Origin of the sequence: Nocardiopsis terrae (assembly GCF_014651695.1) — a bacterium.
Taxonomy (GTDB): Bacteria; Actinomycetota; Actinomycetes; order Streptosporangiales; family Streptosporangiaceae; genus Nocardiopsis; species Nocardiopsis terrae.
Window position 1 is genome coordinate 577,271 of sequence record NZ_BMXJ01000002.1, and the last position, 25,822, is coordinate 603,092.

Consider the following 25,822-nt stretch of genomic DNA (forward strand, 5'->3'; position numbering starts at 1 on the left):
GTTCACTCGTGTAGGAGGTGTGGAACCTTGGGGGTCGTCAGGGCGCTCCGGCCCAGGTGGGGGACGAGTGGTATCCGGTTATCCGACGACACCCCGAAGCGCGTCCCGGAGCTCGATCGCCTCGTCGGGCGTGAGCTCCACGACCAGACGGCCGCCGCCCTCGAGCGGGACCCGCATGATGATGCCGCGACCCTCCTTGGTGACCTCCATCGGCCCGTCGCTGGTCCTCGGCTTCATCGCCGCCATGCCATTCCCCTTTCTCAGTGTTCCTCGCAGGTGGCCGGTTCCGTGTGACTCGCGCCCGTGTGGCTTGGGGGACGTGAGTCACGCTTCGACCATTATCTCGGAGGTTGACCCCTGCGTGTGCGCCAGGCGACGGCCGGGCCACCTCCGTGAGCGCCCACCGACAAGAAATCATTGGTCAGTAAGGTTATATCGGTCTCGCCCGAAACCCGCGCGGGGCGAGGTCCGCGAGAGCGGTCCGGGACGGGGCCGGCGGCGGCGCCCCGGGGCCGACAGGGGCGGGTTCAGTCCAGGGCTCCGGTGGAGGTGTCCAGGGTCCCGGTGGAGATCATCCGGGTGCCCTCATGGGTGACCGCGGACCACTCCGCTTCGAGCGCTCCGCCGTTCGAGGCCGGCCAGAGCGTCAGCTCCGACTCGTCGACGCAGCGGTCCTCGGGGTCGGAGGTCTCGGTGTAGGAGTACACCAGCCGATCGCCGTCGCGCGCCGAGAGTTCGAGGGTCCCGGAGCAGGAGAAGGTGGTCCAGGCGGTACTGCCCCGTTCGGCGCCCTCCTCGATCCTCACCTGGGCGTCCCATTCCGCGACGGGGTCGCCCTCGGTGTCGACCTGGTCCATCCGGCCCGACCACGATCCGACGAACTCGTCGGGGTCGGACGTGGCGGTGACCGTGTCGTCGCCGGAACCGTCCAGGTAGGTCAGGGCCGCGAAGGCTCCGCCGCCGATCAGCGCGAGCGCGGCGACGGTCACGGCCGCCTTGGTGAACTGGCGGCGGCGCCTGCCGCTGTGTCGGGTCGAACGGGGCGGAGGCCACAGGGACATCTGGCGCACCGGGGTGGAGGAGCTCCCGGACCCGTCCTCTGCGTCCGCCCGGAGTTCGGCTGCTGTGTCCATCCTCGCCATCCTCACCGACGGTCCACCCGCTCCGGCGGAGCGGGGGTACGCATGTACAGCGACTGAGAATAGAGCACCGGAACGCACCACATCCGACCAAGAACGACACATCGGATGTGATGCACGACATATATCTCTCGGTCGGGGCGGGGCTCCGCGGCGCGTCCGCGGTCGTTTCGGCGGGAGCGGACCAGCGTTGGGCGGGGCCCGGCGCACCCGGGTCAGGCCCGTTTCCCGCTCTTTCCGTCGTCGGCGGTGACGTCATCCGGGTCGGAGGGGGCCCACTCCGGCTGGGAGGCGGTACCGGAATCCGTGCCGGAATCCCCGCCCCGCTCCGCGTCGCCCTCACCCGGCAGAGCGTCCTCGCCCGGCAGGTGCGCCCCGGGCCGGGGCCCGGTCCCCCGCGGGGCGTAGGACGGGTCCAGGCGGGCCAGGTGCCGCTCCAGGTCCTCGATCCGCGCCTCCCGCTCGCGCAACGTGGACGTGAGCCGAACGAGCAGCTCGTCGACCGCGCGTACGTGGTAGCCCCACATGGCCAGGGGAAGGAGAAGGCCGCCCAGGTCGCGGGAGCCCACGGGACGCCCCTCGGGCAGGTTCAGCGGGGGGAAGTCGGCCTCGAACCGGGCGAGTTGGCCGCCCTTGCCGAGCACGACGAAGACCACGCCGACGAGAACGGCGAGCGCGGCCGCGGCGACCAGGATCATGATGAAGAAAGGCACGGACCGATCGTGCCACACCGGCCCCTCCCCCGGGAGTGCCCTCGCGTGGGAGACTCGGCGGGTGCCGAAACCGCGCTTCCGAGTCCTGATCCCCGGTTCCGTCTCCGGCCCTGCCGAAGCCGCCGAAACCGCTGCCCCGACCGTGGAGGACCGGGGCGACGGCGCCGCTCCCCACTGGACCGCGGACGCCGGGCACCGGCCGTCCGCCCGTCGGGTGGCGGAGCTGGTCGCGCGGGGACACACCGTCCTGGTCCGCTGTACGCGCCCCGACGGACAGGCCCCGCGCACCGACCTGCCTCCCGCACCTCCCGGGATCGCGGGTGCGGTCCCGGTCCCGGCGGCCGAGGAGGTGGCCCTGGCCACGGTGTACGCCTGGGCGGGTGCGCGTGTGTTCGTCACCGACCACCCGGATCGGGTGCGCCGGGCACTGGACATGGTCGCGTCGGTGCGCGGCGAGCGCCCGCCGGCCGCCGTGCGCCGGGGACTCGCCTGACGCACCGGTTCCCGGACCGGGGGCGCACCCCGCTCGCGGCGGCTCCCGTACGGGGCGCGGCGGGTCAGCTGGAGGGGCCGGCCTCCGAACGCTCGAACTTGCCCTCCAGGTGCAGGTGCGCCTCCTGGATGACCCGCACCGCCTCGTCCGGGTCGTCGGTGACGTGGAGCAGCTCCATGTCCTTCTCCGCGATCAGGCCGTGTTTGAGCAGGCTGGACTCCACCCAGTCACGCAGACCGCCCCAGAACTCGGTGCCGACCAGCACCACGGGGAAACGGGTGATCTTCCTGGTCTGCACCAGGGTGATCGCCTCGAACAACTCGTCGAGCGTCCCGAAACCCCCCGGCAGCACCACGAAGGCCTGTGAGTACTTCACGAACATCGTCTTGCGGACGAAGAAGTACCGGAAGGTCATCCCCATGTCGATGTAGGAGTTGAGCGACTGCTCGAAGGGCAGCTCGATGCCGAGCCCGACGGACAGGCCGCCCGCCTGCTGGGCACCCCGGTTCGCGGCCTCCATCATGCCCGGGCCGCCACCGGTGATGGTGGCGTAACCGGCGTCGGCGAGTTTGCTGCCGACCTCGACACCCAGTTCGTAGTACTCGGTCCCGGGTTTGATCCGCGCGGAGCCGAAGACGCTCACCGCGGAGGGGAGTTCGGACAGCAGTCCGAAGCCCTCCACGAACTCCGACTGGATGCGCAGCACCCGCCAGGGGTCGGTGTGCACCCAGTCGGAGGGGCCCCGACGGTCGAGGAGCCGCTGGTCGGTCGTGGTGTCCGGGATGGCGCGGCCGCGGTAGGTGAGTGGTCCGGCGCGCCGGACGTCTTCTTCTTCCGTCATGCCCGTAAAGCTATCCACCCTGGGCGAGCTCACACTCGAACGACATGTGACACGCGGATGACCGTTGGCGGCCGCACCGGTGCCGACCGGTGCTGACCGGTGGCGGAACCGGTTCAGCGCCGTCCGGTGAGCCAGGCGGCCATGCGCTCCTGAGCCACACGGATCTGCGGGATCTCGGCGTACTCGTCACGGGTGTGGGCGAGCATCGGGTCCCCCGGGCCGTAGTTGACCGCGGGCACACCCAACTCGGAGAAGCGGGAGACATCGGTCCAGCCGAGCTTGGCCCGGGCCCGGCCCTCACCGACCGCGGTGACGAACGCCGCCGCCGAGGGGTCGTCCAGACCGGGGCGCGCCGGGGCCGAGGAGTCCGTGACCGTGACCTCGAAGCCCTCGAACACCTCGCGCAGGTGGGCCTCGGCGTCCGCCGGGGAGAGGTCCGGGGCGTACCGGTAGTTCACCCGGACCACGCACTCGTCCGGGATGACGTTGCCCGCCACACCGCCCTCGACGAACACCGCGTTGAGGCCCTCGTGGAAGGTGAGGCCCTCCACCTCCGGCTGGCGGGGCGTGTAGGCGCGCAGGACGTCCAGGATCGCACCGGCACGGTGGATGGCGTTCTCGCCCTTCCAGGAGCGGGCGCTGTGCGCACGCTTGCCGTACGCCCGCACGTCCACGCGCATGGTGCCCTGACAGCCGCCCTCGATCACCCCGTCGGTGGGCTCCATCAGGATCGCGAAGTCTCCGGCCAGCCACTCCGGGTGGTTCCTGGACAGGCGGAGGAGACCGTTGCGGACGGCGTCGACCTCCTCGTTGTCGTAGAAGACGTAGGTGACGTCGTGGACCGGCTCGGTGACCAGAGCGGCCAGTTTGAGCTGGACGGCCACCCCCGCCTTCATGTCGGAGGTGCCGCAGCCGTAGAGGCGCTCGCCCTCCACGTGCGAGGGGACGTTGTCGACGATCGGCACGGTGTCGAGGTGCCCGGCGATCACCACCCGGCGCTCACGGCCGAGGTGCGTCCGGGCGACGACGGCGTCACCGTCTCGGGTGACGGTGAGGTGGGGCAGGGCCGACAGGACGCTCTCGACCGCGTCGGCGAGGGCCTTCTCGTCGCCGCTCTCGGAACGGGTGTCCACGATGGCGGCGGTCAGGTCCGCCACGTCCGAGGTCAGGTCCAGCATGGTGTCGCCCCGTTTCGGTGAGGTGGGTGGGTCGTCGTGGGGTGCGGTGCGTGCGCGCACGGAAACCTCGCGGTGTGCGGTGCGGTGCGCGCACGCGACACGTGGCCAGCCTAGAACAGACGACGGGGCGCCCTCCCGTGGTGGAAGGACGCCCCGTTCGCGCGGTTCGCGCGGCTCGGGCGTCGGCGTCAGGCGTTGACGCCGTGCTCGCGGAGGAGGTCGTTCAGGGCGAGCTTGTCGTGCTCCTGGCCCTCCTCGAGGCGCTTGAGCACGAGCAGGACCGGCATGCCGAAGTCGCCGCCCGGGAAGCTCTTGGTCCGGTTGGCGGTGACGCACACCGACCAGGCAGGAGCCTCTCCGCGGGGCAGTTCCTCACCGGTCTCGGCGTCGAAGACGCGCGTGGACGAGGTGAGGATGGTGCCCGCACCGAGCTTGGCGCCCCTACGGACACGGGCGCCCTCGACGACCATGCTGCGCGAGCCGAGGAAGGCCTCGTCCTCGATGACGACCGGGGAGGCCTGCGGCGGCTCCAGCACGCCGCCGACGCCCACACCGCCGGAAAGGTGGACCTTCTCGCCGACCTGGGCGCAGGAACCGACGGTGGCCCAGGTGTCGACCATGGTGCCGGAACCCACGTAGGCGCCGATGTTGGTGAAGGACGGCATGAGGACGACGCCCGGGGCGAGGTAGGAACCCCACCGGGCGATCGCGCCCGCGACGACGCGGACGCCGTCGAATCGGGTCTTCAGCGGCATGCGGTCGTGGTAGTAGAAGTCACCGACCTGCGACTCCTTCATGTCCAGGACCTTGAAGCCGAGGAGGATGGAGCGCTTGGCGCGCTCGTCGACCACCACGTCGTTCGTGGCGGGGTCGACGAAGGCCACGCGGGCCTTGCCCTCGTCGATCTGGTCGATGGCGCCGGTGATGATCTCGCGCGCATCGGTGTGGCCGGGGGTGAGTTCGGAGCGCTGCGCCCAGAGTTCGTCGATCTGGTCGGGCAGCGGACTCTTGTACGAGCTGGTCATGTGAACCCACGTTAGCCGCTCCCGGGGGGTGCGGCGCATGCGCCCCGCCCGCCCGGGTTGAGCCTTTCACCACTCCAGCGGGCGGCTGACCGCCCGAGGGCGGGCGAGGGGCGCGGGGCGGGCGCACCATGCGCCGCAGCGGCTCCCGGCGAAGCCGCCCGGAGGGCTCCCGTGGGAGTTCGCCACGCCGACTACAATTTCGCCGAGGCCCGCCGGGGACCGCCCCCGGACACCTTCGACAGGACCCCGGCGCGCCCCGCGCACCACCGCCTCCGGACCCTTCCCGGGACCGGGCCCGGTGCGCTCCACCCGTTCGCCGACCCTTGGTTCGCCCGTGCCCAGTAAACGCAGGAAGTTCTCCGCGTTCGCCAAGATCCTCCTCATCCTCACCTTCGTCTGCGGCCTGTTCGTCGCCGGGGGTTACTACGTGCTGACCACCTTCGAGCCCCTCGACACCCAGGAGGAGCCCGAGCCCGGTTGCCGTCTGGGACTGGCGGACGGACGCTACGAGATGGAGGTCGCCCAGGCCGTGAACGCGGCGACCGTGGGCGGTGTGGCCTTCAGCCGTGACCTGCCGGAGGAAGCGGTGACGGTGGCGTACGCGACGGTGTGGCAGGAGTCCACCTTCTACAACGTCGAGTACGGCGACCTGGACTCCCTGGGCCTGTTCCAGCAGCGCCCCTCCCAGGAGTGGGGCGAACCGGACGAGATCCTCGACCCGGTCTTCGCCAGCAGGTCGTTCTACGACAAGCTGTCGGAGGTGAACGGCTGGGAGGGCCTGCCCGTCTACGAGGCCGCACAGCATGTCCAGCGCAGCGCCCACGGGTTCGCCTACGACCAGCACGAAGAGCTGTCAGCCGACATGGCGGAGGTGTTCACCGGACGGGCCGGACCCTCCATGACCTGTTGGTTCGACGCTGAGTCCGTGGAGGAAATGCGGGCCTCGGACACCGACGTCGCGGGGGCCCAGGAAGAGATGGCCCGCGTGTTCGGCACCGACCCGGCCCAGCTGCCCGTGGACCCGGAGAGCAACAGCGGGAGCGGGAGTGTGGGCCGGACGGGTGATCTGGGCTGGGCGATGGCGCTGTGGGCCGTGGCGCACGCCGAGGAGTACGGGATCACCTCGGTGACCTATGAGGACCAGCGGTGGCAGGCGTCCGACGGGGTGGACGGCGCCGAGGAGTGGTCCCGGGTCGAGGAGGACCGGGCCGCAAACGGGCGTGTGGTGCTGCGGTAGGGGCGGCCGGGGCCACGGTCGGGCTGCGGCCGGCGGCCGGGCCGGTCGAACGGCCGCACCGGGGCGAAGTGCCGCTGCGGCGGGGAAGGGCCGATGCCCACGGCACGGGGCGTACGCGTACGCGCGTGGCCGGGCCGCCCCGCTCCCAATTCGCTACTCTTGGTGATCGGATAGTGACAACGGACATCGGAACTCTCGGCGCGCGTCACCGTCGACACCGCCCGATGACCGCAATACCGGCTACAGGAGGACCAGCATGACGAGGAAGACCACGGCCACAGCCCGCATCCGGACCAGGACCGCGGTGCTCACCGCCGCGATGATCGCCGCGCCCGCCGCCGTCGCCGTGCCCGCCGCCGCGCAGGAGCCCATGCGCGACTGCGCTGTCTCAGACTTCGAGATCGTCGAGAACGAGCGCCGAGCCGCCGCGGGCACCGCCTACATCGAGTTCACCATGACGCGGACCGGCGAAGGGGAGACACCCGCCCAGGAACCGTGCAACCTCTACCGGCACGCCAGTCTGAACTGGGTGGACGACCAGGGCGAGCGTGTCGGTGCCTGGGCCGTGCGAGAGGGCGGGGGCGACTCGTTCACCGTGGAGCCGGAGGGGACCGCGCTGCTGACCGTGGCCCAGCCCAACCCGGACAACTACGACCCGCAACTGTGCGAGCCCACGCCCGTGGCGGGCATCGAGGTGTCGCTCTACATCGCCGAGGCCCCGGTCACCGTCCCCACAGGCGGCCATGACACCGCCTGTGCCAACCCCGAGGTCGCCGTGCCCCGGTACACGATCGAACCGGGCGAGGTGTACTGACCCCGGAGGTCGGTGACACCCGCCCCCTTGGACGGACACCGGGCCCCCGGACCCGCATCCGCGCGGCTCCCCTCCCTACGCCCCGGAGCCGGGGCTGAGGCGCTTCACCGCGGCTTCCACCCGTTCGTCGGTGGCGGTGAAGGCCACCCGCACGTGACCGGCGCCGGCGGGACCGTAGAACGTCCCCGGGGCGACCAGCACCCCGAGTTTGGCGAGGGCGCCCACGGCGCTCCACGAGTCGTGTTCGGGGTGGCTGGCCCACAGGTACAGGCCCGCGTCGGAGTGCTCGATGGTCCAGCCGGCGCTTTCGAGGGCGGCGCGCAGTTCGGTGCGGCGGGCCCGGTAGGTCTCCTTCTGGCGGGCGGCGTGCTCGTCGTCGTCCAGGGCGGCCTTCATGGCCGCCTGGACGGGGGCGGGAACGATCATTCCGGCGTGTTTGCGCACGGCGAGGAGCTCGGAGACCAGGTTGGGGTCGCCCGCGACGAAGGCGGCGCGGTATCCGGCGAGGTTCGAGCGCTTGGACAGCGAGTGCACGGCCAGGAGGTTGGCGTGGGAGTCGCCGCACACGTCCGGGTGCAGGATCGACACGGGTCGCGGGTCGGTCCAGCCGAGGTCGAGGTAGCACTCGTCGGAGGCGACGATCGCGCCCCGCTCCCGGGCCCACTCCACGACCTTGCGGAGGTGGTCGACGCCGAGCACGCGACCGGTCGGGTTGCCGGGCGAGTTCACCCACACCAGCTTCACGTCGGCCGGGCCGAGCGCGGTGAGGCCGTCGGAGGCGACCGGGGTGGCACCCGCGATCCGCACGCCCACGTCGTAGGTGGGGTAGGCGAGTTCGGGGTGGACGACCGTGTCGCCGGCGCCCAGGCCGAGCAGGGTCGGCAACCAGGCCACCAGCTCCTTGGAGCCGACCGTGGGCAGGACCGCGCCTTCGGCGACGCGTACCCCGTGGCGGCGTTCGAGCCAGTCCCGGATCGAGGCGCGCAGCTCGGACGTGCCCCAGGTCGTCGGGTACCCGGGCGAGTCGGCCGCGTCGGCGAGGGCGCTGCGCAGGCTGGCGGGCACCGGGTCGACGGGGGTGCCGACGGACAGGTCGACGATGCCGTCGGGGTGGGCCGAGGCCGTCCTCTTGTACGGCGTCAGCCGGTCCCACGGGAAGGTCGGGAGCCGGTCGGTCACCGGTCGCCGTTCACCCATCGTGCACTCTCCATCCTGTATCTCACACAACAGTGTCGTGCCGACCCCCGGCCGGGGGTCGGCACGACACGTGCACGCCACGCAACCTCTGCGCCAAGGGGATGCGGTGGTGGGTTGACGCTATTCGGCCTGCGGAGGCAGCTTGGCGACGATCGGGTGGTCGCGGTCGATCTTGCCGACCTTCGAGGCGCCGCCGGGCGAACCGAGGTCGTCGAAGAAATCGACGTTCGCCTTGTAGAACTCGGACCACTGCTCCGGCAGGTCGTCCTCGTAGTAGATGGCCTCGACCGGGCAGACCGGCTCACACGCACCGCAGTCAACGCACTCGTCCGGGTGGATATAGAGCATGCGGTCGCCCTCGTAGATGCAGTCCACAGGGCACTCGTCAATGCACGCCTTGTCCAGCACATCAACACAGGGCTGCGCGATGACGTAGGTCACGTCGTACTCCTTGTCTCACCCCCGCTTACCCGCGGGGGAGGCGGGGACCTTCAGAGTTCCCCGGAGCCGGTCCCGACGTGCGGGCGTCGTTCGCGGTCCGGGCTCTGCAAGCTATTGGCACAGATGTCGTCCTCCTAGTATGGCGTCGGAGAACACCCATCGCACACTCGGGGGTCGGGATTTCATGCACTTGCGAGGACAACTGGTCCACAGGATCGTTCCGGAGGACCTCGGCCGGCGGGTCTCCGTGCGAATCACCCTCCCCGAAGGAGGATTCACCGATATCGTCGGTGTGGTCGAGTCCTGGGCCGAAAACGTGCTCACACTGCGCAGGAGGGACGACTCGACGGTGGAGGTCGCCGAGTCCGACATCGTCGCGAGCCGTGTCGTTCCCCCGGTTCCTCCGCGTCGGCGCGGCGGGCGCCCCCCGGAGGCGCCCTGAGCGTTCGTCCAGGCATTCTTCGGCCTTTCCGGGGTAGGAGAGGCTCAGCCCCGGCACGGTGGTTCCCCCAACCGCGGCCTCGGGCGGACAACGAAGCACCGGGCCCGGCCGTCCCACCCTGACGGACCGGGCACGAGGTACGCGGGGAGGTGGCGCCCATCATGAGGGAGGCAGTCGCGTCCGCCCTCGCCGAACTGGCCCGGCGGGACGAGCGGGCCGCCGACATGGCGCGTCTGGCCCTGGACACGCTCGCCCCCGAGCAGGAGATCCAACAGCTGAACCAGCACGCCGTGCAGCGTTTCTGCTGGTACGAACTCCCCATGCGCTTCCAGGACTCCGCCGACGACCGGCTGTTCGCGGTGCGCTCCCTGGGCCACCTCCTCCAGCTCCTCAAGCTGAACCGGTACGCGCAGATCTGTTCGGCCCCCGAGACCGCCACCCTGCTCACCCTCTACGACAGGGACCACACCGCGGGCCTGGCCATGTACGAGAGGCTCATGTGGGAGTCCGGGGTGGAACCGCCCGACCTGCCCGAGCTAACCTGGGGCACCGCCGTCGGCGACGTCGAGCTGCACGCCCGCCGGGAGACCGCGGCCGCCCTCGAACTCGCGATCTCCCTGGGCGACATCCGCCCCGGCAAACGCGGTTGGCGCCCCGCCCAGGAACGGTTCGCGCGGTCCTTCCTCACCCAGCCCGACCTGCGGGGGCTCAGCCACCTGGACCGGATCCGGGAGGAACGGGTACGCGCGTGGATGTCCTCGTCCTCGCACCCGCACCGGCAACGCCTGTGGCCCCTGGTGGGGCAGATCATCGCCGGGGCGGACGTGCCGCGCGGTTCCGTCGCCGCCATGGCGCCGCTGCAACGGCTGCTGGACCTGGCCGCGGACGGGATCGCCCTCACCCAGATCGGTTACATCTCCCCCGGCGTGGTCCGGCAGATGTGCGAGGACTTCGGCTGGTCCACCTCACCCGAGCCGCCGCGCAGCGAGACCGACGCCACCCAGCTCATCTCCCTCCACCAGGTACTGCGGACCATGCGGGCCGTGCGCCGTTCCGGTCGGCGGCTCGAACTCACCCGCCGGGGCCAGCAGCTGCGCGAGGACCCCGAAGCACTGTGGCAGGCCGCCACGGAGACCCTGTGCCGGACCGGCGGCTTCGAGCAGGCCGCCGCGGAGACCCTGCTGGGCATGCTGCTGGCCCGTTCCCCGCAGGGCCTGGGCTCGCACGCCCGGCGCGGGATCTCCGACGCCGAGGCCGCCGAACGGGTGCTCACCGAGTCCGGTTGGCGCCCCGTGGAGCCGCCGGTCACCGCGGGGCGGCACGCGGCCGCGCACCGGCGCGCCGCCGAAACCGCCTCCGACCAGGTGCGCGCGATGGTCATGGCGGTCGGCTGGCTGTTGGAGGCGCTCGGCCTGGTGGCCGGGTGCGACAGCGACGGCCGCCGGGAACTCACCCCGCAGGGGAGGGCGTTCGCGGTCGCGTGCCTGCACAAGTCCGCGGTGGCGCCCCGTGCGGTGGTCTGACCCGCCAGCCGCGCCCCGCGGCACCCGCTGCGAGAAGGTTCGGACCAGGGCCTAACCTGGAGCGCGAACCACCCGCGACCAGCAGGAGCACCATGCCCACGCCCGAGCCGCCGCAGAAGGCGGAACCCGACGACGTGACCGTTGCCGACGCCGAGAACCCGGACTCCGGCGACGGGGCACACGTCGCCGACCCGTGGGAGCAGATGCCCGACGACGCACTGAACGCCGCCGGGGTCGGCGCGGAGCGCGCAGACGACCCTGCCGCCGACCGTGACGGCGGGACGGTGGGCGCTCCGACGTCCGAGGAGGAGGCTTCGGGCGGGGACGACCGTGAGGAAACCGCGCCCAGGCAGGAGAGCTGGGCGGACTTCCTGCCCAGCCCGGTGTTCGTCCTGTTGCTCGGGCTGACCGGGTTCGCGGGGTGGCTGTCCTGGCGTGCCGTGGAGCTGGACTGGGCCGCCGAGGGGACTGCCGTCACCCCGTTGATCCCGCCGCTGCTCATCCTGCTCGGCTGGATCGCGTCCGTGGCCGTGCACGAGTTCGCGCACGCCCTGACCGCCTACCTGGCCGGGGACCGCTCCCTGCGCGGCAGCGGCTACCTGCGGTTCAACCCCTTCGCCTACCGGGAGGCCTTCGGCGGTCTGGTGCTGCCCTCGGTCTACCTGGGGCTGGGCGGGTTCGGCCTGAACGGGCCGCCCACCTACGTGGACTGGGAACGTGTCCCGACCCGCGGCCGCCGCGTCATGGTGGCGCTGGCCGGTCCGCTGGCCAGCCTGCTGCTGTCGGCCGCGCTGGCGCTCACCGTGTCACTGTTGGTGCCGCTCGGCCAGGACAGTGTGAACTGGGCGATCTCCGCGATGGCCTTCCTGTCCTTCGCCAACCTGACCAGCGCGCTGGTGAACCTGCTGCCGTTCCCGGGCCTGGACGGGTACCACGTCCTGGCCGCCTTCCGGGGCGCCCGGTGGACCGGTTTCGTCAGGGCCAACGGCCTGTTCTGCTCGATCGCGGTGTTCGCGGTGCTGTGGCTGCCGGTGGTCCGGGACCTGTTCGACACCCTGGTCTACACCCTGTTCGACCTGGTCCTGCCGAACCCGAGCGTTCCCGGGATGATGTTCCACGGCAAGCTGCTCCTGCAGTTCTGGGCCTAGGGCCGGTCCTGGGCCCGGTCCGGCTGCGGGGCGGGGGCGGGCCGCGCCGGAAGCACGACACTGCGCACCACCCCGGCCGCGAGGGCGGCCATGGAGCCGAACAGGAAGAGGTAGTTGACCAGCTTGGCGGAGAAGACGATGTCGCCGCCGGGCAGGTAGCCGAGCATGCCGAGCAGGGCCGTCACGTAGCCGACCGCGAAGCCCAGGGCGCCGGACTGGCGACGGCTCCCCCACCCGGCGAGACGGCAGACCGCGTACAGCAGCACCAGGAAGGCGAGCACGGCGACGACGCTCCCGGCCTTCACCGCCGCTCCCAGGTTCCAGAAGTGGGCGAGCCACCCCACCCCGAACCCGGACAGCACCCCCACGGTCAGGCCCGCGACGAACAGGACCGCGAAGGAGAGCACGGTCACCGCCGAGGACACGAACGGGCGCGGGCGGCTTTGCGGCGTCTGGGCCGTTTCAGGAGTGGTCACGGAAGACGAGGGTAGGCGCTCCGGGTCGGGGGCGGAGCCGCCCCCGGACGTGTCGTCCGGCCCCTCCGGGCCCGTGGACCGGTCCTTCGGGTTCACAGACCTGCGAAGAGGTCGGACTCGTAACCGTCCTCCCCGGCCTTGGGCGGCGGGCCCATCAGCAGGGTGAAGTGTTCGACGGCGTCGATCTCCTGGGCGATGCCGTTGGACAGCGCGAACCGTTCCCCGTCCACGGTGATCTGGGTGGCGTGCGCCCGCATCGCCAGGGCCTTGGCCGCCCAGTGGTCGGTGGCGTCGACGCGGGTGGTGACGACCGGGTCGGGGGTGCCCCGGGCGATGTCCGACACCTCCTGGGGCGGGGTGAAGGGCCCCGCCTCCTCGTTGAGCCGGGCGATGGACTCCTCGATCCGGGAGACCGGCTGGGCGATCGCGTAGAGCTTGCCGACCTGCCAGGGCGTGCCGGGCATGGCCCGCTCGTTGGCCTTGGCGCAGGCCCGCCGGGTGACCCGGTGGGCCTGGACGTGGTCGGGGTGGCCGTAGCCGCCGTGCTCGTCGTAGCTGACCAGGACGTGCGGCCGGACCTCGCGGATGATCTCGGCGAGGCGTCTGGCCGCCTCCTCGACGTCGGCTCCCCAGAAGGCCCGGGGGTGCCCGTTGGCGGGACCGCCCATCATCCCGGAGTCCCGGTAGTGTCCGGGTCCGCCGAGGAAGCGGTGGTCCCGGACCCCCAGGGCCACACAGGCCCGGTCGAGCTCCCCGACCCGGTACTCGCCCAGGGTGTCCTCGCGGTCGGAGGTCAGGTGTGCGAGGTCGGCGGGGATGACCTCGCCCTCCTCGCCCAGGGTGCAGGTCACCAGGGTGACCCGGGCCCCCTCGGCCGCGTACTTCGCCAGCGTGGCACCGGTGACGATGCTCTCGTCGTCCGGGTGCGCGTGCACCATCATCAGTCGCCTGTCCATCACCCAGCGAACAATACCGCCCGGATGCGTTCTTCCCGGTCCAAACGGCCGCACCGGCCCCGCCCGGGAGCGGGACCCGCGTGGAATGGGACACAATCTGCCTATGAGCTTTCCTCGCCAACAGGCCCGAACCCAGCGCTTCACGATCGGAGTCCCCCGCGCGTTCCAGATCTCCCCGGACGGGGCGCGCGTCACCTTCCTGCGCGGGCGCAGCGGCACGGACAGGGCGACCTGTCTGTGGCTGTACTCCGCCGGGGCGGGCACCGCGACGGTCCTCGCCGACCCCGGGGAGCTCGGCGCCGACGACGAGAACCTGCCGCCCGAGGAACGGGCCCGCCGCGAGCGGATGCGCGAGCACGGCGGCGGCATCGTCTCGTACACGGTGGACGACGCCTTCACCCGGGCCGTGTTCACCCTGTCCGGCCGGGTGTTCTACGTCGACCTGGTCGGCGACGACACCGAACCGCGTGAGCTGCCGGTGGCCAGCCCGGCCGTGGACCCGCGGATCAACCCGGCCGGCGACCGGGTGGCCTACGTCCACCGGGGCGCGGTCCGGGTCGTCGACCTCGCGGACAACGGCGACGAGGACCGCGACCGGGTGCTGGTGGAGCCGGACGGAGAGAACGTCACCTGGGGTCTGGCCGACCTGGTCTCCGCCGAGGAGATGGGGCGGGTGCGCGGTTTCTGGTGGTCGCCCGACGGCGGTTCGCTGGCGGTCAGCCGGGTGGACGAGTCCGAGGTGAACCGCTGGTTCGTGGGCGACCCGAACCAGCCGGGACAGGAGCCGCAGCCGCTGCGCTACCCGGCGGCCGGGACCGCCAACCCGGACGTGCGGCTGGCCGTGCTCCCCGTGCCGTCCGCGACCGCCTACCGGCGGGACGGCCGCCCCGAACCCACGCCGATCGAGTGGGACCGCGGGGAGCTGCCGTACGTGCCCACCGTGGACTGGACCAGCGGTCCGGACGGCAACCCCGTCCTGGTGTTCACCGCCCAGAGCCGTGACCAGCGCACCCTCAGCCTGTTCAGCGCCGACCCCGCGACCGGTCTGGTGTCGGCCACCCGGACCGAGAGCGACGGCGTGTGGGTCGAGATCATGCCGGGCGTTCCGGACTTCACCGCCGCGGGCGAGCTGGTGTGGATCGGCCGCGAGAACGGTGACGGTGAGCGCCGGGTGTACGTGGGCGAGCGCGCGGTCAGCCCCGCGGGTGTGTACGTGCGCGGTGTGGTGGGCGTGGACGGCGACCGGGTGCTGTTCTCCGGTTCACCGGAGGGCCGCCCCGGCGACCAGTCGCTGTGGCTGGCCGACACCCGGCTGGGCACCTGCGCCCCGGTGGAACTGCCGGACGGTTTCGGGTCGGCCGGGGGTTCCGACGACGGGCACGGGGGTGTGCGCTCCGGTCGGCTGCGCGGCGACACCCTCGTTGTGCAGCACCGGTCCCTGGACTTCACCGGGGTGCGGACCCTGGTGGTCCGCAACGCCAGCACCGAGACCCGCCGCACCCACGGTGAGATCGAGAGCCTCGCCGAGGTCCCGGAACTCCCGGACCCGCGGGTGGAGTCCTGGCTGGCCGGGGAGCGGAAGATCCCGACCGCCCTGCTGCTGCCGTCCTGGTACCGCGAGGGCGACGCGCCCCTCCCGGTGCTGGTCGCCCCCTACGGCGGCCCGCACGCACAGCGGGTGCTCAACGCCCGCGGCGCGTACCTGTCGTCCCAGTGGTTCGCCGAGCAGGGGTTCGCGGTCCTCATCGCGGACGGGCGCGGCACCCCGGGTGTGGACCTGGCCTATGAGCAGGCGGTCCACCACGACCTCGCCGAACCGGTCCTGGAGGACCAGGTGGCGGCGCTGGAGGACGCGGCGGAGCGGTTCGGCTGCCTGGACCTGGCCCGGGTCGGCATCCACGGGTGGTCGTTCGGCGGGTACCTGGCGGCGCTGGCGGTACTGCGCCGTCCGGACGTGTTCCACGCGGCGGTGGCGGGTGCCCCGGTGATCGACTGGGCGCTGTACGACACGCACTACACCGAGCGCTACCTGGGGACCCCGCAGGAGCAGGAGGAGGTGTACGCGAGGACGTCGCTGATGGCCGACGCCGCCAAGCTGGAGCGGCCGCTGATGCTGATCCACGGCCTGATCGACGACAACGTGGTGTTCGCGCACACCCAGCGGATGTCCGAGGCCCTGCTCGCGGCGGGCCGCCCGCACACGGTGCTGCCGCTGGCGGGCGTGACCCACAGCCCGTCGGACCCGGTCACCGCGGAGAACCTGCTGCTGTTGCAGGTGGACTTCCTCAAGGAGAACCTCAGGAGCGGGCAGGTGAAGCCGGGCGAGTAGCGGCTGGACCTTCCCCGAGTCGGCGGCCCGGCGCCGCGTGCCCGCACAGGACGCGCGGCGCCGCCCTCCACCCCGAGCAGGACCGTGCCCGCGAGGGACCGCTGTCCCGGGTCCGCGTCTGGCCGCCTGATCCCGGCTGAGGCGGTTCGGAGGACAGGTCTAGCCTGGTGGCATGCGTTCGTACACCCCGCTGGTGGCCCTGGCTGCCGACCTGCTCTGCGTGCTCGTCTTCGTCGTGGTGGGCAAGGCCGACCACGCGACCGGCCTGGCTCCGGCCGCCGTGGCCGGGACCGCGTGGCCGTTCCTGGTCGCGTTGGCCCTGGGATGGGTCGTCACCCTGGCCTGGCGCTCCCCCGTCCGCGTCTGGCCGACCGGGGTCCTGGTGTGGGCGGTGACGGTCGCGGGCGCGATGCCGCTGCGCCTGCTCGGCGGGGAGGGGGCGCCGTTCTCCTTCGTGCTGGTGACCTCCCTGTTCCTGGCCGCGACCATGCTCGGCTGGCGGGCCTCGGTCCTGCTGGTGACCGTGCGGAGGCGCCAGGGCCGACGTCGTCCGGGGCCGTGACTTTCACGGGAACGTCCGCCTGGGGGCGCCGGGCCTTCACCGGTCCACGACCGGGTTCCGGGCCAGGCCGGACGGAGCCCCGGCCTGCTCGGACGGCTTCGGGCGGTTCGTAAGCTGGAAACGATGAACGAGCACCCTGCATCCGAGGCCGCCGCCGTGCTGCCCGAAACCGCCACCGCGACGCCCGCCGCCCCTTCTCCCGGGGAGGACGAGGCGCGCGAGGTCGGCGTGGGCCCGTGGCCCGGCCCCTGGCCCGAGGGCGACCACTACGATCCTGAGCTGCTGGCCAACGGCGACCGGCGCAATGTCGTCGACCACTACCGGTACTGGCGCCGTGAGGCGATCATCGCCGACCTCGACACGGTCCGACACGGGTTCCACGTGGCCGTGGAGAACTGGACGCACGACTTCAACATCGGATCCGTGGTGCGTACCGCCAACGCCTTCGGCTGCGCGGCCGTGCACATCGTGGGCAAGCGCCGCTGGAACCGGCGGGGCGCCATGGTGACCGACCGGTACCAGCACGTCCACCACCACCCGGACACGGAGTCACTGGTGGCGTGGGCCGCCGAGCGCGGCCTCGTGCTGGTCGGGGTGGACAACCTGCCCGGTGCGGTCCCCCTGGAGACCTACCCGCTGCCGCGCGACACCGTCCTGGTGTTCGGGCAGGAGGGCCCCGGCCTGTCGGAGGAGGCGCGGAAGGTGTGCGCGGCCGTGCTGTCGATCGCCCAGTTCGGGTCGACCCGGTCGATCAACGCCGGCGCCGCGGCCGCCGTGGCCATGCACGCCTGGGTCCGTGCGCACGTGTTCGACCAGCCGGTCACCGCCGGGGCAGCCGCCCGGCAACCGTGACCGTCCCGCTTACCATGAGCGGGACGCCCCCTACCAGAAAGCAGCCAGGATGAGTCCGATCGTCGCCTCCGTCGCCCGCGCCAGCACACTCGACGACGTTCCCGGGGTGGCCCGGGTGCTCAGCCGTTCGCTCCACGACGATCCGCTCTTCCGTTGGCTCTTCCCCGAGGAGGAGCTGCGGATGGCCAAGGTCCGCCGCTTCTTCGCGCTGGCTGCCGGGTTCGGTTACGTCCCCGCGGGTGACACCCGGGTCGCCGAGACCGCCGAGGGCGTCGGCGCCGCCCCGGTGACCCGCGCCGCAGCGCTGTGGGCCCAGCCGACGAACAACCCCGAGGGGCCCCTGGTCTCCCTGCGCACCTGGCCGCACTGGGGTGCGCTGATCGGCCGCGCCCGGTTGGCCGCGTTCGTGCGGATCTTCGCCGAGTGGAAGATGGCCTCCCCCCAGGAGCCCCACCTGTACCTGGCCGCACTCGGGGTGGACCCGAGCGCCGAGGGCACCGGGGTGGCCGGCGGACTGCTCACGGCCGGGCTGGACGAGGCGGACTCCCGGGGCCTGCCGGTGTTCACCCAGACCCTCAACGACAAGGGTGTCGGCTTCTACGAGCACTTCGGTTTCCGCTGCGTGCACGAGGTCCCGCACCAGGACGTCGGGACCAGCTACTTCCTGCTCCGACCGGCCTCCTGACCCCGGCGTCCCCGGGGCGCCCGACCCCTTCCCGGAAACCACCCGCCGTGATGTTCCCGTGATCTAACATGAGCGGTGACGAGCCCCGGGAAGAGGGAGACAGCGCGTATGGCACCCGCCACCACCGTCAGGTCGGTCCGCACCGCCACCATGGACGACGTCCCGGAGATGGCCCGGGTGCTCGGCCGGGCCTTCTGCGAGGACCCCCTCTTCCGGTGGCTGTTCCCGGACCCACACCTGCGCATGGCCCGTTCGGTCCGGTTGAGCGCCCTGGAGGCGGGGTTCGGGTACGTCCCCCACGGCCGGGCCGACGTGTTCGAGGCCGACGAGGAGGGGCGCCGGATAGTGCGCGGCGCGGCCCTGTGGACCCCGCCCGGGGGAAACGCGGAGAGCACGGCCACCGTGCTGCGGTCGCTGCCGCACCTGGCCGCGCTGGTGGGCCCGGGGCGGCTCCCGGAGGTCATGGGCTACCTCGCGGAACTGAAGGCGTCCGCCCCCGAGGAACCGCACTGGTACCTGGCCACCCTGGGTACCGACCCCGTGGCGCGTGGGGCCGGTGTGGGATCGGCGCTGCTGCGCGCGGGTCTGGCCCAGGCCGACTCGGACGGGGTCGCGGTCTACCTGGAGACCATGAACCCGAGCAACATCGGCTACTACGAGAGGTACGACTTCCGTGTCGTGCGGTCGGTCAACGACCCGTCCTTCCCCTCTACCTACTGCATGCTCCGCCCCGCCGTCTGACCGCCTGTCGGTAGCCCCGGGGAGGGTGGGAGGCATGCTGATCGTGATGGCCGGGATGCCCGGCGCGGGCAAGAGCACCGTGGCCAAGGAACTCGGGCGGCGCCTGCCCGCCCCCGTACTGTCGGTCGACCCCGTCGAGGCCGCCCTGTGGCGCGCCGGAATCCACCGCTCCCAACCCACGGGCTTGGCCGCCTACGTGGCTGTGGAAGCGATCGCCGCCGACGTCCTCGCGCTGGGACAGACCGTGGTCGTGGACGCCGTCAACGACGCCGGGGCGGCCCGGGAGCAGTGGCGCGGGCTGGCCGGGCGCCAGCGCGTCCCCCTGGCCTGGATCGAGGTGGTCTGCTCCGACCCCGACCTGCATCGCAGCAGGTTGCAGGGACGCCAGCGCGACCTGCCCGGCTTCCCCGAACCCGCGTGGGACTCGTTGGCCGGGCGCGGGGCGGGGCTGGCCTCGTGGGATGACGAGCGACTGGTCCTCGACTCCGTGCGGGACCTGGAAACCAACGTCGGGGCTGCCCTGGACCGACTGCGCCAACCGTTCCGGAACTGACTCCGCGCACGCGCACGGGCCGCGCCCCGAGGGACGCGGCCCGTGCGCACGACCGGGTACCGGTTAGCTGATGCCCTTGCTGAGGGAGCCCAGCAGGTCGCGGTTGAGCTGGGAGATGGTGTCCAGCGGGATGCCCTTCGGGCAGACCGCGGCGCACTCACCGATGTTGGTGCAGCCGCCGAAGTCCTCTGCGTCCTGCTGGTTGATCATGTTCACCACGCGCGAGGCCCGCTCCGGCTGCCCCTGCGGGAGCATGCCCAGGTGGGTGACCTTCGCAGCGGTGAACAGCATGCTGGAGGCGTTCGGGCAGGCCGCCACGCAGGCGCCGCAGCCGATGCAGGTCGCGGCGTCGAAGGCGCGGTCGGCGTCCGGCTTCGGGATCGGGTTGGCGTGGGCGTCCGGCGCGGTGCCCGTCGGGGCGCTGATGAAGCCGCCCGCCTGGATGATGCGGTCGAACGACCCCCGGTCGACGACCAGGTCCTTCACGACGGGGAAGGCCTTGGCCCGCCACGGCTCCACCGTGATGGTGTCGCCGTCCTTGAAGCTGCGCATGTGCAGCTGGCAGGTGGTGGTGACCTCCGGCCCGTGGGCCTCGCCGTCGATCACGACACCGCAGGCACCGCAGATGCCCTCACGGCAGTCGTGGTCGAAGGCGACCGGGTCCTCGTTCTCGAGCGTGAGCTTCTCGTTGAGAACGTCGAGCATCTCCAGGAAGGACATGTCCGGCGAGACGTCCGTGAGCTTGTACGTGACCATCCGGCCTTCGTCGTCACGGCCCTTCTGGCGCCAAACGCGCAGGGTGATGTTCACTTGTAACTCCGCTGCTTCATCTCGACGTACTCGTACTCCAGGGCTTCCTTGTGGAGCACGGGCTTGCTGTCCGTGCCACCGAACTCCCAGGCGGCGACGTAGGCGAACTCGTCGTCGTGGCGCAGGGCCTCGCCGTCCTCGGTCTGGCTCTCGGCGCGGAAGTGGCCGCCGCAGGACTCACGGCGGTGCAGGGCGTCGATGCACATGAGCTCGCCCAGCTCCAGGAAGTCGGCCACGCGGTTGGCCTTCTCCAGAGCCTGGTTGAACTCCTCGTTCGTGCCCAGCACCTTGACGTCGCGCCAGAACTCGGCGCGCAGCTCCCGGATGAGGTCGATGGCCTTGCGCAGGCCCTCCTCGTTGCGCTCCATGCCGCAGTAGTCCCACATGATGTGGCCGAGCTCCTTGTGGAAGGAGTCGACGGTGCGGGAACCGTTGATGGAGAGCAGCTTGTCGATCCGGGAGGTGACCTGCTCCTTGGCCTTGACGGCCTCGGGGTGGCTCTCGTCGAGCTTCTCGAAGGGGCCGTCGGCCAGGTAGTCGTTGATGGTGTTCGGCAGGACGAAGTAGCCGTCCGCCAGACCCTGCATCAGCGCGCTGGCGCCCAGGCGGTTGGCGCCGTGGTCGGAGAAGTTGGCCTCACCGGTCACGAACAGGCCGGGGATGCTGCTCTGGAGGTCGTAGTCGACCCACAGGCCACCCATGGTGTAGTGCACCGCGGGGTAGATGCGCATCGGAACCTCGTACGGGTTCTCACCGGTGATGCGCTGGTACATGTCGAACAGGTTGCCGTACTTGGCCTCGACGGCATCCATGCCCAGCCGCTCGATCGCGTCGGCGAAGTCGAGGTAGACGCCCAGACCGCCCGGGCCGACGCCGCGGCCCTCGTCGCAGACGTTCTTGGCGGCACGGGACGCGATGTCGCGCGGCACCAGGTTGCCGAAGGCCGGGTAGATGCGCTCCAGGTAGTAGTCGCGCTCGTCCTCGGGGATCTGGCGCGGGTCGCGCGTGTCGTCGCCCTCCTTGGGCACCCAGATCCGGCCGTCGTTGCGCAGCGACTCGCTCATCAGGGTCAGCTTGGACTGGTAGTCGCCGCTGACCGGGATGCAGGTCGGGTGGATCTGCGTGTAGCAGGGGTTCGCGAAGTGCGCGCCCTTGCGGTGGGCGCGCCACGCGGCGGTGACGTTGGAGCCCATCGCGTTGGTCGACAGGAAGAAGACGTTGCCGTATCCGCCGGTGGCCAGGACCACGGCGTCGGCGAAGTGCGTCTCGATCTCGCCGGTGACCATGTCACGGGCGATGATGCCGCGCGCCTTGCCGTCCACGACGATGACTTCGAGCATCTCGTGGCGGGTGTTCATCTGGACGGTGCCCGCCGCGATCTGCCGCTCCTGCGCCTGGTAGGCGCCGATCAGCAGCTGCTGGCCCGTCTGGCCGCGGGCGTAGAACGTACGGGAGACCTGCACGCCGCCGAAGGAGCGGTTGTCGAGCAGACCGCCGTACTCACGCGCGAACGGCACGCCCTGGGCCACACACTGGTCGATGATCTCGACGCTGGTCTGGGCCAGGCGGTAGACGTTCGACTCGCGGGAGCGGAAGTCACCGCCCTTGACCGTGTCGTAGAACAGGCGGTGGATGCTGTCGCCGTCGTTGCGGTAGTTCTTCGCGGCGTTGATGCCGCCCTGCGCGGCGATGGAGTGCGCGCGCCGGGGGCTGTCCTGGTAGCAGAACGAGAGGACGTTGTAGCCGGCCTCGCCCATGGTCGCCGCGGCGGCGGCACCGGCCAGACCGGTGCCGACGATGATCACGGAGAGCTTGCGCCGGTTCGCGGGGTTGACCAGCTTGGCCGAGAAGCGGCGCTTGTCCCAGCGCTCGTTGATCGGTCCCTCGGGCGCCTTCTCGTCGCGGATCGGGGCGCCCTCGATGTAGAGGTCGTTCTCAGACAATTAACTCACCAGTCCAAAGGTGACCGCCAGGGGCGGAAGCAGGAAACCGACGGTCACGACCAGCGCGATCACCACGGCGACGGCGTTGATCTTGCCCTGGCGGCTGGCCTTGTTGACGCCCAGAGTGGCCATGCCGCTCCAGATGCCGTGCCGCAGGTGGAAGCCGACCGCGATGACCGACAGCACGTAGAACAGGGTCACGTACCAGAACTCGGGCTGGAACCCGTTCACGAGCCGCTCGTAGGGACTGTCGGACTTGCCGCCGGGCGCGATCGAGTTCACCGTCAGGTGGAGGATGTGGAAGACCACGAAGAGCGCGATCAGCACACCGCCCCAGCGCATGGTGTAGGAGGCGTAGGTGCGCTGTACCCGCTTCTTCACCACGTAGCGGTGCTCACGGGCCCTACGCGCGCGGATCGTCAGAACCGCCGCCGAGTAGATGTGGATCAGGACGCTCGCGAGGAGCACGATCCGGAAGACCCACAGGAAGCCGTGTTCGGGCAGGAGCGGGTAGCCCAGCTCGCGGAGAGCGTGGGCGTAGCCGTCGAAGGACTCCTGGCCAGCGAAGACTTTCAGGTTGCCGTACATGTGCGCGATCAAATACAGCACGAGGATCGCACCGGAGGCCGCCATTGCTGACTTGAGCGCCACCGTGGACCCGTAGGCCGTAGACCGCTTCTTGGTCAAGGTACTGTTCGCCACAGCCTGCCACTTTAAATTCGAGTTAAGTCTGACGTCCAAGTCATCAGGACCCTGGCCTCCATAGCCCTAGGCTATGGATCATGCAGTTCCAACAGCTCGCCTACTTCGTCGCTGTGGCCCGCACACGCCATTTCACCCGCGCAGCCGAGCTTTCCAGCGTCGCCCAGCCGAGCTTGAGCAAACAGATCCGGAGCCTTGAGCGTGAGTTGGGCGCGCCGTTATTCAGTCGTGCTCGGGGAAACATCACACTCACGCCGGCCGGCGAGGCGCTGCTTCCGTTGGCCCAGCGGATCCTCACCGACCTGGAGACGGCCCGCCGCGAGGTCGCCGAGCTCGCCGGGGTCCGCCGGGGCCGGGTCCGCCTGGGCGCCACCCCGTCCCTGTGCGCCGGGTTGCTGGCCGACGTGCTTTCCGATTTCCATACCCGCTTCCCCGGCATCGAACTCCACGTGGAGGAGAGCGGTTCCCGCGACCTCATCCGCGACCTGGGCCGCGGCGAGCTGGACCTGGCCCTGATCATCCTCCCGCTACACAGCAGCGACCCCGACTTCTCGACCACGCCGATCCTGCGGGAGAACCTGGTGGTGGCGAGCCCCACCGCCCAGCCCTCGCCGAACGGGCGCGCCTCGATCCGCATCACCGAACTCCAGGGGCGGCCCCTGGTGATGTTCCGCCGGGGGTACGACGTGCGCGAGGCCACCCTCCGCGCCTGCCGGGCGTCGGGCTTCGAGCCGGAGCTGGCCGTGGAGGGCGGCGAGATGGACGCCGTGCTGCGGTTCGTGGAGGCCGGGCTGGGCCTGGCGGTGGTGCCCAGCATGGTGCTGCGCAACCGGCCCGGCCTGCGCGGGACCCCCCTGGCCCGGCCCCGGCTGCTGCGCACGGTGGCCCTGGCCCAGCGCAGGGACGTGGAACCGTCCCACTCCGCGGAGGCCTTCCGCCACCACCTCAACGGGTACCTGTCCTCGATGTCGCCCCAGGACCTGGGGCCCGACCTGGAGGTCCTCCTCTCCGCCGGGAACCCGGGCGAACCCGACCGGGAGGAGCCCCGGTCCCCGGACGGGACCGGCGACCGGGACTGATCCGACATCGGCAGCTTCACCCGCTCTGTCAGCGACCCTCCTCTGAACCCCGGGTGCTTCACCCCCGCCGCACGCTGGGTGAAGCTGGTCCTTCCCGCCGCCGGCGTGCCCCACCGGGCCCGCGCGGGAGGCACCCATCCTCTACGCGGAACGTGGTCGCAACATGAGGCTCAGGTCGATTTCCCGCAAGCAGATCGTGCTGGCCGCCGTCGGGCTGGCCGCCGTCGCCGTCGCCGTCAGTCCGCCGGGGCCCGCCCTGGCACTGGCCTTCGCCGGACTCGCCCTCCTGGTTCTGGGGACCGGGCGACTCGTGGAGGGACGGTGTCGGCACCTGTCCGAGGAACTGGGGGAGGTCCGCACACGGCTGGACGGGATGGCCCGCGAACGCCGGGACGAACTGAGTAACGCGCGCAGGCGGGACGAGCGGCTCCGGGAGACGATCCAGGAGGCCGCTGACTCCTGCGCGGACCGGACCGTGGAGGGGTGGGTCCTGCGGGAGCGGTCCCTGCGGGAGCAGGGTCCAGCACCGACCCGGGCGGAGAAGCGCCTGACGAGCGCACAGGACCTGCTCTGGGCCGGGTACAGCACTCTGGGAACGGAGCAGCTCCGCTCCCTGGGTTCGGACGACGGGGCCAGCCCCGGGGTCCGGGCCGAAGCGCACAAGACCCTGTCCAACTGGCACCGCGCCACGGGGGGATCCGAGCAGGCCCGCAACCACGCCCACCTGGCCGACCTGGCCGCTCCCCGGGACGCCCGGGGTTCGTCCGGGGTCCCCCTGCTGCTGACCGCCCGGGTGCGCCCGCCCGCACCCGCCCAGCACTTCGACGTGGTGGTGATGTCCGACTTCCGGCTTCCCGGGGGCACGACCGGCAGCAACCTCGAGGAGATCACCGCCCAGCGGCGCGCGGGGCTGCGTACCGGCCTGGTCCACCACCCGGCCCTGCACGGAGACCAGTCCCTGGGTGTCAACCCCAGGGTCCTGGCCGCCGTGGACAACGACCTCGTCCGTTTCGTCGCCCCCGACGAGCGGGTGACCTGCGACCTGCTCGTGGTCAGGTTCCCCCTGATCGGCCAGCGGCCGTTGGACGTGCTGCCCTCGGTGGAGGCCGCGCGTCGGATCGTGGTGCTCAACCAGACCCCGCTCCGGCGCTACGGGGTCGAGGAGGCCAGGAACGAGGCGTGGGACGTCGCCCGCTGCGCGGAGGGGTTCCGGAGCCTGCTCGGGGAGCACAGCTGGTACCCGGTCAGCCCGCGGGTGCGCGAGGCGATGGTCTCGCACCACGCCGCGGAGATGGCGGGGATACCGCTGGCCGACGAGGACTGGACCAACATCATCGACCTGGACGCCTGGCGGCGGGAGTCCCGGCGCGCGCCGGACGGCCGGGTCCTGCTCGGCCGGCACTCGCGCGACCACCGGGACAAGTGGCCGGGGGAACCGGCGGCGCTGACCGCCGCCTATCCGGGTCTGCCGGGCTGGGAGACGCACGTCCTGGGCGGCGCGAAGGCGCCCGAGCGCGTCCTGGGGGTCCTGCCCGACCACTGGCGGGTGCGCGGCTTCGACTCCGGGGTGCGCGACTTCCTGCACGGTCTGGACGCGTACGTGTACTTCACCAGGGAGGGCCACCTCGAACCCTTCGGACGGGCACCGCTGGAGGCCATCGCCGCGGGCCTGCCGACCCTGCTGCCGCACTCCTTCGAACCCGTCTTCGGCGCGGCGGCACTCTACACCGACCCCGCGGGGGTCCGGGCCGAGGTCGAGGCACTGATGGCCGACGGGGAGCGGTACGAGCACCAGGTCGAACGCGGGCACGAGGTACTGCGTGAACGGTTCGGCCACCGGACCCACCTGCGTCGGCTGGCGCGCCTGGGGGTCAGGGTCCCGGCGGAGTTCCTGGAGACCGCCGACCCGATACCGGTGCCCTGAGCCGCCGGTGTCCTGAGAG

General features: G+C 71.5%; 27 protein-coding genes. 14 read left to right on the forward strand and 13 right to left on the reverse strand.

From position 1 onward, the window contains the following. Window positions 1-78: 78 nt before the first annotated feature. From IE195_RS06610 to IE195_RS06620, 3 genes are all read right to left on the reverse strand, one after another. The gene (locus IE195_RS06610; protein WP_191268499.1) at window positions 79-246 is read right to left on the reverse strand and encodes a DUF3117 domain-containing protein; all 168 of its coding nucleotides are present in this window, start codon (window positions 244-246) and stop codon (window positions 79-81) included. Between the two features lie 281 nt (window positions 247-527). Continuing rightward, the gene (locus tag IE195_RS06615) at window positions 528-1,133 is read right to left on the reverse strand and encodes a hypothetical protein (protein WP_191268501.1); all 606 of its coding nucleotides are present in this window, start codon (window positions 1,131-1,133) and stop codon (window positions 528-530) included. A gap of 221 nt (window positions 1,134-1,354) precedes the next feature. After that, on the reverse strand, window positions 1,355-1,852 hold the full coding sequence (locus IE195_RS06620) for a hypothetical protein (protein WP_191268504.1): 498 nt from the start codon (window positions 1,850-1,852) through the stop codon (window positions 1,355-1,357). A 61-nt stretch (window positions 1,853-1,913) separates the two neighbouring features. Between IE195_RS06620 and IE195_RS06625 the strand changes: the two genes are divergently transcribed. Further along, window positions 1,914-2,345 carry a hypothetical protein gene (locus tag IE195_RS06625; RefSeq protein WP_191268506.1) on the forward strand — a complete coding sequence of 144 codons (432 nt, stop codon included), beginning with the start codon at window positions 1,914-1,916 and terminating at the stop codon, window positions 2,343-2,345. Between the two features lie 64 nt (window positions 2,346-2,409). On the opposite strand, the gene IE195_RS06630 is transcribed toward IE195_RS06625, so the two are convergent. From IE195_RS06630 to IE195_RS06640, 3 genes are all read right to left on the reverse strand, one after another. Continuing rightward, a complete protein-coding gene (locus tag IE195_RS06630) occupies window positions 2,410-3,186 on the reverse strand; it encodes an LOG family protein (protein ID WP_191268508.1) in 777 nt (258 codons plus the stop codon). A 113-nt stretch (window positions 3,187-3,299) separates the two neighbouring features. Further along, a complete protein-coding gene (gene dapE, locus IE195_RS06635; protein ID WP_191269050.1) occupies window positions 3,300-4,364 on the reverse strand; it encodes a succinyl-diaminopimelate desuccinylase in 1,065 nt (354 codons plus the stop codon). Between the two features lie 188 nt (window positions 4,365-4,552). Next, window positions 4,553-5,389, reverse strand: coding sequence for a 2,3,4,5-tetrahydropyridine-2,6-dicarboxylate N-succinyltransferase (locus IE195_RS06640; protein WP_191268510.1), 837 nt, complete (start codon window positions 5,387-5,389; stop codon window positions 4,553-4,555). A 334-nt stretch (window positions 5,390-5,723) separates the two neighbouring features. On the opposite strand from IE195_RS06640, the gene IE195_RS06645 reads away from it, so the two are divergent. Then, window positions 5,724-6,626 (forward strand): hypothetical protein, encoded by a 903-nt coding sequence (locus tag IE195_RS06645; RefSeq protein ID WP_191268511.1) that lies wholly within the window; start codon window positions 5,724-5,726, stop codon window positions 6,624-6,626. Window positions 6,627-6,882: 256 nt separating this feature from the next. Continuing rightward, window positions 6,883-7,440 carry a DUF4232 domain-containing protein gene (locus tag IE195_RS06650; RefSeq protein ID WP_191268512.1) on the forward strand — a complete coding sequence of 186 codons (558 nt, stop codon included), beginning with the start codon at window positions 6,883-6,885 and terminating at the stop codon, window positions 7,438-7,440. A 75-nt stretch (window positions 7,441-7,515) separates the two neighbouring features. Here the strand turns inward: IE195_RS06650 and dapC are convergent, their stop codons facing one another. Both dapC and fdxA read right to left on the reverse strand, forming a co-directional pair. Beyond that, window positions 7,516-8,637: a succinyldiaminopimelate transaminase gene (dapC, locus tag IE195_RS06655; protein WP_191268513.1), complete on the reverse strand. Its 1,122-nt coding sequence runs from the start codon at window positions 8,635-8,637 to the stop codon at window positions 7,516-7,518. A gap of 120 nt (window positions 8,638-8,757) precedes the next feature. Beyond that, window positions 8,758-9,078 carry a ferredoxin gene (gene fdxA / locus IE195_RS06660; RefSeq protein ID WP_014908468.1) on the reverse strand — a complete coding sequence of 107 codons (321 nt, stop codon included), beginning with the start codon at window positions 9,076-9,078 and terminating at the stop codon, window positions 8,758-8,760. Window positions 9,079-9,262: 184 nt separating this feature from the next. Here fdxA and IE195_RS06665 point away from each other — a divergent pair, with 184 nt between their 5' ends. From IE195_RS06665 to IE195_RS06675, 3 genes are all read left to right on the forward strand, one after another. Further along, on the forward strand, window positions 9,263-9,520 hold the full coding sequence (locus tag IE195_RS06665) for a putative acetyltransferase (protein ID WP_191268514.1): 258 nt from the start codon (window positions 9,263-9,265) through the stop codon (window positions 9,518-9,520). Window positions 9,521-9,681: 161 nt separating this feature from the next. Further along, on the forward strand, window positions 9,682-11,043 hold the full coding sequence (locus IE195_RS06670) for a hypothetical protein (protein ID WP_191268515.1): 1,362 nt from the start codon (window positions 9,682-9,684) through the stop codon (window positions 11,041-11,043). A gap of 92 nt (window positions 11,044-11,135) precedes the next feature. After that, a complete protein-coding gene (locus IE195_RS06675; protein WP_191268517.1) occupies window positions 11,136-12,191 on the forward strand; it encodes a site-2 protease family protein in 1,056 nt (351 codons plus the stop codon). On the opposite strand, the gene IE195_RS06680 is transcribed toward IE195_RS06675, so the two are convergent. Further along, window positions 12,188-12,667, reverse strand: coding sequence for a hypothetical protein (locus IE195_RS06680; RefSeq protein WP_229826100.1), 480 nt, complete (start codon window positions 12,665-12,667; stop codon window positions 12,188-12,190). The genes IE195_RS06675 and IE195_RS06680 overlap by 4 nt on opposite strands. A gap of 92 nt (window positions 12,668-12,759) precedes the next feature. After that, window positions 12,760-13,626, reverse strand: coding sequence for an N-acetyl-1-D-myo-inositol-2-amino-2-deoxy-alpha-D-glucopyranoside deacetylase (mshB, locus tag IE195_RS06685; RefSeq protein WP_191268518.1), 867 nt, complete (start codon window positions 13,624-13,626; stop codon window positions 12,760-12,762). Window positions 13,627-13,726: 100 nt separating this feature from the next. On the opposite strand from mshB, the gene IE195_RS06690 reads away from it, so the two are divergent. The 6 genes from IE195_RS06690 (at window position 13,727) to IE195_RS06715 (ending at window position 19,345) form a co-directional block, all read left to right on the forward strand. Then, on the forward strand, window positions 13,727-15,952 hold the full coding sequence (locus IE195_RS06690; protein WP_191268519.1) for a S9 family peptidase: 2,226 nt from the start codon (window positions 13,727-13,729) through the stop codon (window positions 15,950-15,952). A gap of 172 nt (window positions 15,953-16,124) precedes the next feature. Continuing rightward, complete coding sequence (locus IE195_RS06695) at window positions 16,125-16,514, forward strand: DUF3054 domain-containing protein (protein WP_191268520.1); 390 nt, start codon at window positions 16,125-16,127, stop codon at window positions 16,512-16,514. 123 nt (window positions 16,515-16,637) lie between these two features. Beyond that, complete coding sequence (locus tag IE195_RS06700; RefSeq protein ID WP_191268521.1) at window positions 16,638-17,366, forward strand: TrmH family RNA methyltransferase; 729 nt, start codon at window positions 16,638-16,640, stop codon at window positions 17,364-17,366. A 49-nt stretch (window positions 17,367-17,415) separates the two neighbouring features. Then, on the forward strand, window positions 17,416-18,051 hold the full coding sequence (locus IE195_RS06705; RefSeq protein WP_191268522.1) for a GNAT family N-acetyltransferase: 636 nt from the start codon (window positions 17,416-17,418) through the stop codon (window positions 18,049-18,051). 108 nt (window positions 18,052-18,159) lie between these two features. Continuing rightward, window positions 18,160-18,792, forward strand: coding sequence for a GNAT family N-acetyltransferase (locus IE195_RS06710; protein ID WP_191268523.1), 633 nt, complete (start codon window positions 18,160-18,162; stop codon window positions 18,790-18,792). A 34-nt stretch (window positions 18,793-18,826) separates the two neighbouring features. After that, window positions 18,827-19,345 carry a P-loop nucleotide/nucleoside kinase family protein gene (locus tag IE195_RS06715; RefSeq protein ID WP_191268524.1) on the forward strand — a complete coding sequence of 173 codons (519 nt, stop codon included), beginning with the start codon at window positions 18,827-18,829 and terminating at the stop codon, window positions 19,343-19,345. A 63-nt stretch (window positions 19,346-19,408) separates the two neighbouring features. Here IE195_RS06715 and IE195_RS06720 read toward each other — a convergent pair whose 3' ends face one another. The 3 genes from IE195_RS06720 to IE195_RS06730 are packed head-to-tail and all read right to left on the reverse strand — an operon-like array spanning window position 19,409 to window position 22,749. Further along, a complete protein-coding gene (locus IE195_RS06720; protein ID WP_191268526.1) occupies window positions 19,409-20,155 on the reverse strand; it encodes a succinate dehydrogenase/fumarate reductase iron-sulfur subunit in 747 nt (248 codons plus the stop codon). Continuing rightward, window positions 20,152-22,098, reverse strand: coding sequence for a fumarate reductase/succinate dehydrogenase flavoprotein subunit (locus IE195_RS06725; protein WP_191268528.1), 1,947 nt, complete (start codon window positions 22,096-22,098; stop codon window positions 20,152-20,154). The genes IE195_RS06720 and IE195_RS06725 overlap by 4 nt, the downstream gene beginning before the upstream one ends. Beyond that, on the reverse strand, window positions 22,099-22,749 hold the full coding sequence (locus IE195_RS06730) for a succinate dehydrogenase cytochrome b subunit (RefSeq protein WP_268249157.1): 651 nt from the start codon (window positions 22,747-22,749) through the stop codon (window positions 22,099-22,101). Between the two features lie 131 nt (window positions 22,750-22,880). Between IE195_RS06730 and IE195_RS06735 the strand changes: the two genes are divergently transcribed. Both IE195_RS06735 and IE195_RS06740 read left to right on the forward strand, forming a co-directional pair. Continuing rightward, a complete protein-coding gene (locus IE195_RS06735; RefSeq protein ID WP_191268532.1) occupies window positions 22,881-23,879 on the forward strand; it encodes a LysR family transcriptional regulator in 999 nt (332 codons plus the stop codon). Between the two features lie 163 nt (window positions 23,880-24,042). After that, window positions 24,043-25,803: a glycosyltransferase family protein gene (locus IE195_RS06740; RefSeq protein WP_191268535.1), complete on the forward strand. Its 1,761-nt coding sequence runs from the start codon at window positions 24,043-24,045 to the stop codon at window positions 25,801-25,803. Window positions 25,804-25,822 lie beyond the last annotated feature (19 nt).

Coding starts and splice junctions, on each gene's coding strand:
- IE195_RS06675 (WP_191268517.1), top strand. CDS start 11,136: ATGCCCACGCCCGAGCCGCCGCAGAAGGCGGAACCCGACGACGTGACC.
- IE195_RS06640 (WP_191268510.1), bottom strand. CDS start 5,389: ATGACCAGCTCGTACAAGAGTCCGCTGCCCGACCAGATCGACGAACTC.
- IE195_RS06670 (WP_191268515.1), top strand. CDS start 9,682: ATGAGGGAGGCAGTCGCGTCCGCCCTCGCCGAACTGGCCCGGCGGGAC.
- IE195_RS06650 (WP_191268512.1), top strand. CDS start 6,883: ATGACGAGGAAGACCACGGCCACAGCCCGCATCCGGACCAGGACCGCG.
- IE195_RS06615 (WP_191268501.1), bottom strand. CDS start 1,133: ATGGACACAGCAGCCGAACTCCGGGCGGACGCAGAGGACGGGTCCGGG.
- IE195_RS06715 (WP_191268524.1), top strand. CDS start 18,827: ATGCTGATCGTGATGGCCGGGATGCCCGGCGCGGGCAAGAGCACCGTG.
- IE195_RS06740 (WP_191268535.1), top strand. CDS start 24,043: ATGAGGCTCAGGTCGATTTCCCGCAAGCAGATCGTGCTGGCCGCCGTC.
- IE195_RS06710 (WP_191268523.1), top strand. CDS start 18,160: ATGGCACCCGCCACCACCGTCAGGTCGGTCCGCACCGCCACCATGGAC.
- IE195_RS06690 (WP_191268519.1), top strand. CDS start 13,727: ATGAGCTTTCCTCGCCAACAGGCCCGAACCCAGCGCTTCACGATCGGA.
- IE195_RS06695 (WP_191268520.1), top strand. CDS start 16,125: ATGCGTTCGTACACCCCGCTGGTGGCCCTGGCTGCCGACCTGCTCTGC.
- IE195_RS06700 (WP_191268521.1), top strand. CDS start 16,638: ATGAACGAGCACCCTGCATCCGAGGCCGCCGCCGTGCTGCCCGAAACC.
- IE195_RS06735 (WP_191268532.1), top strand. CDS start 22,881: ATGCAGTTCCAACAGCTCGCCTACTTCGTCGCTGTGGCCCGCACACGC.
- IE195_RS06705 (WP_191268522.1), top strand. CDS start 17,416: ATGAGTCCGATCGTCGCCTCCGTCGCCCGCGCCAGCACACTCGACGAC.
- IE195_RS06630 (WP_191268508.1), bottom strand. CDS start 3,186: ATGACGGAAGAAGAAGACGTCCGGCGCGCCGGACCACTCACCTACCGC.
- dapE (WP_191269050.1), bottom strand. CDS start 4,364: ATGCTGGACCTGACCTCGGACGTGGCGGACCTGACCGCCGCCATCGTG.
- IE195_RS06665 (WP_191268514.1), top strand. CDS start 9,263: ATGCACTTGCGAGGACAACTGGTCCACAGGATCGTTCCGGAGGACCTC.
- dapC (WP_191268513.1), bottom strand. CDS start 8,637: ATGGGTGAACGGCGACCGGTGACCGACCGGCTCCCGACCTTCCCGTGG.
- IE195_RS06610 (WP_191268499.1), bottom strand. CDS start 246: ATGGCGGCGATGAAGCCGAGGACCAGCGACGGGCCGATGGAGGTCACC.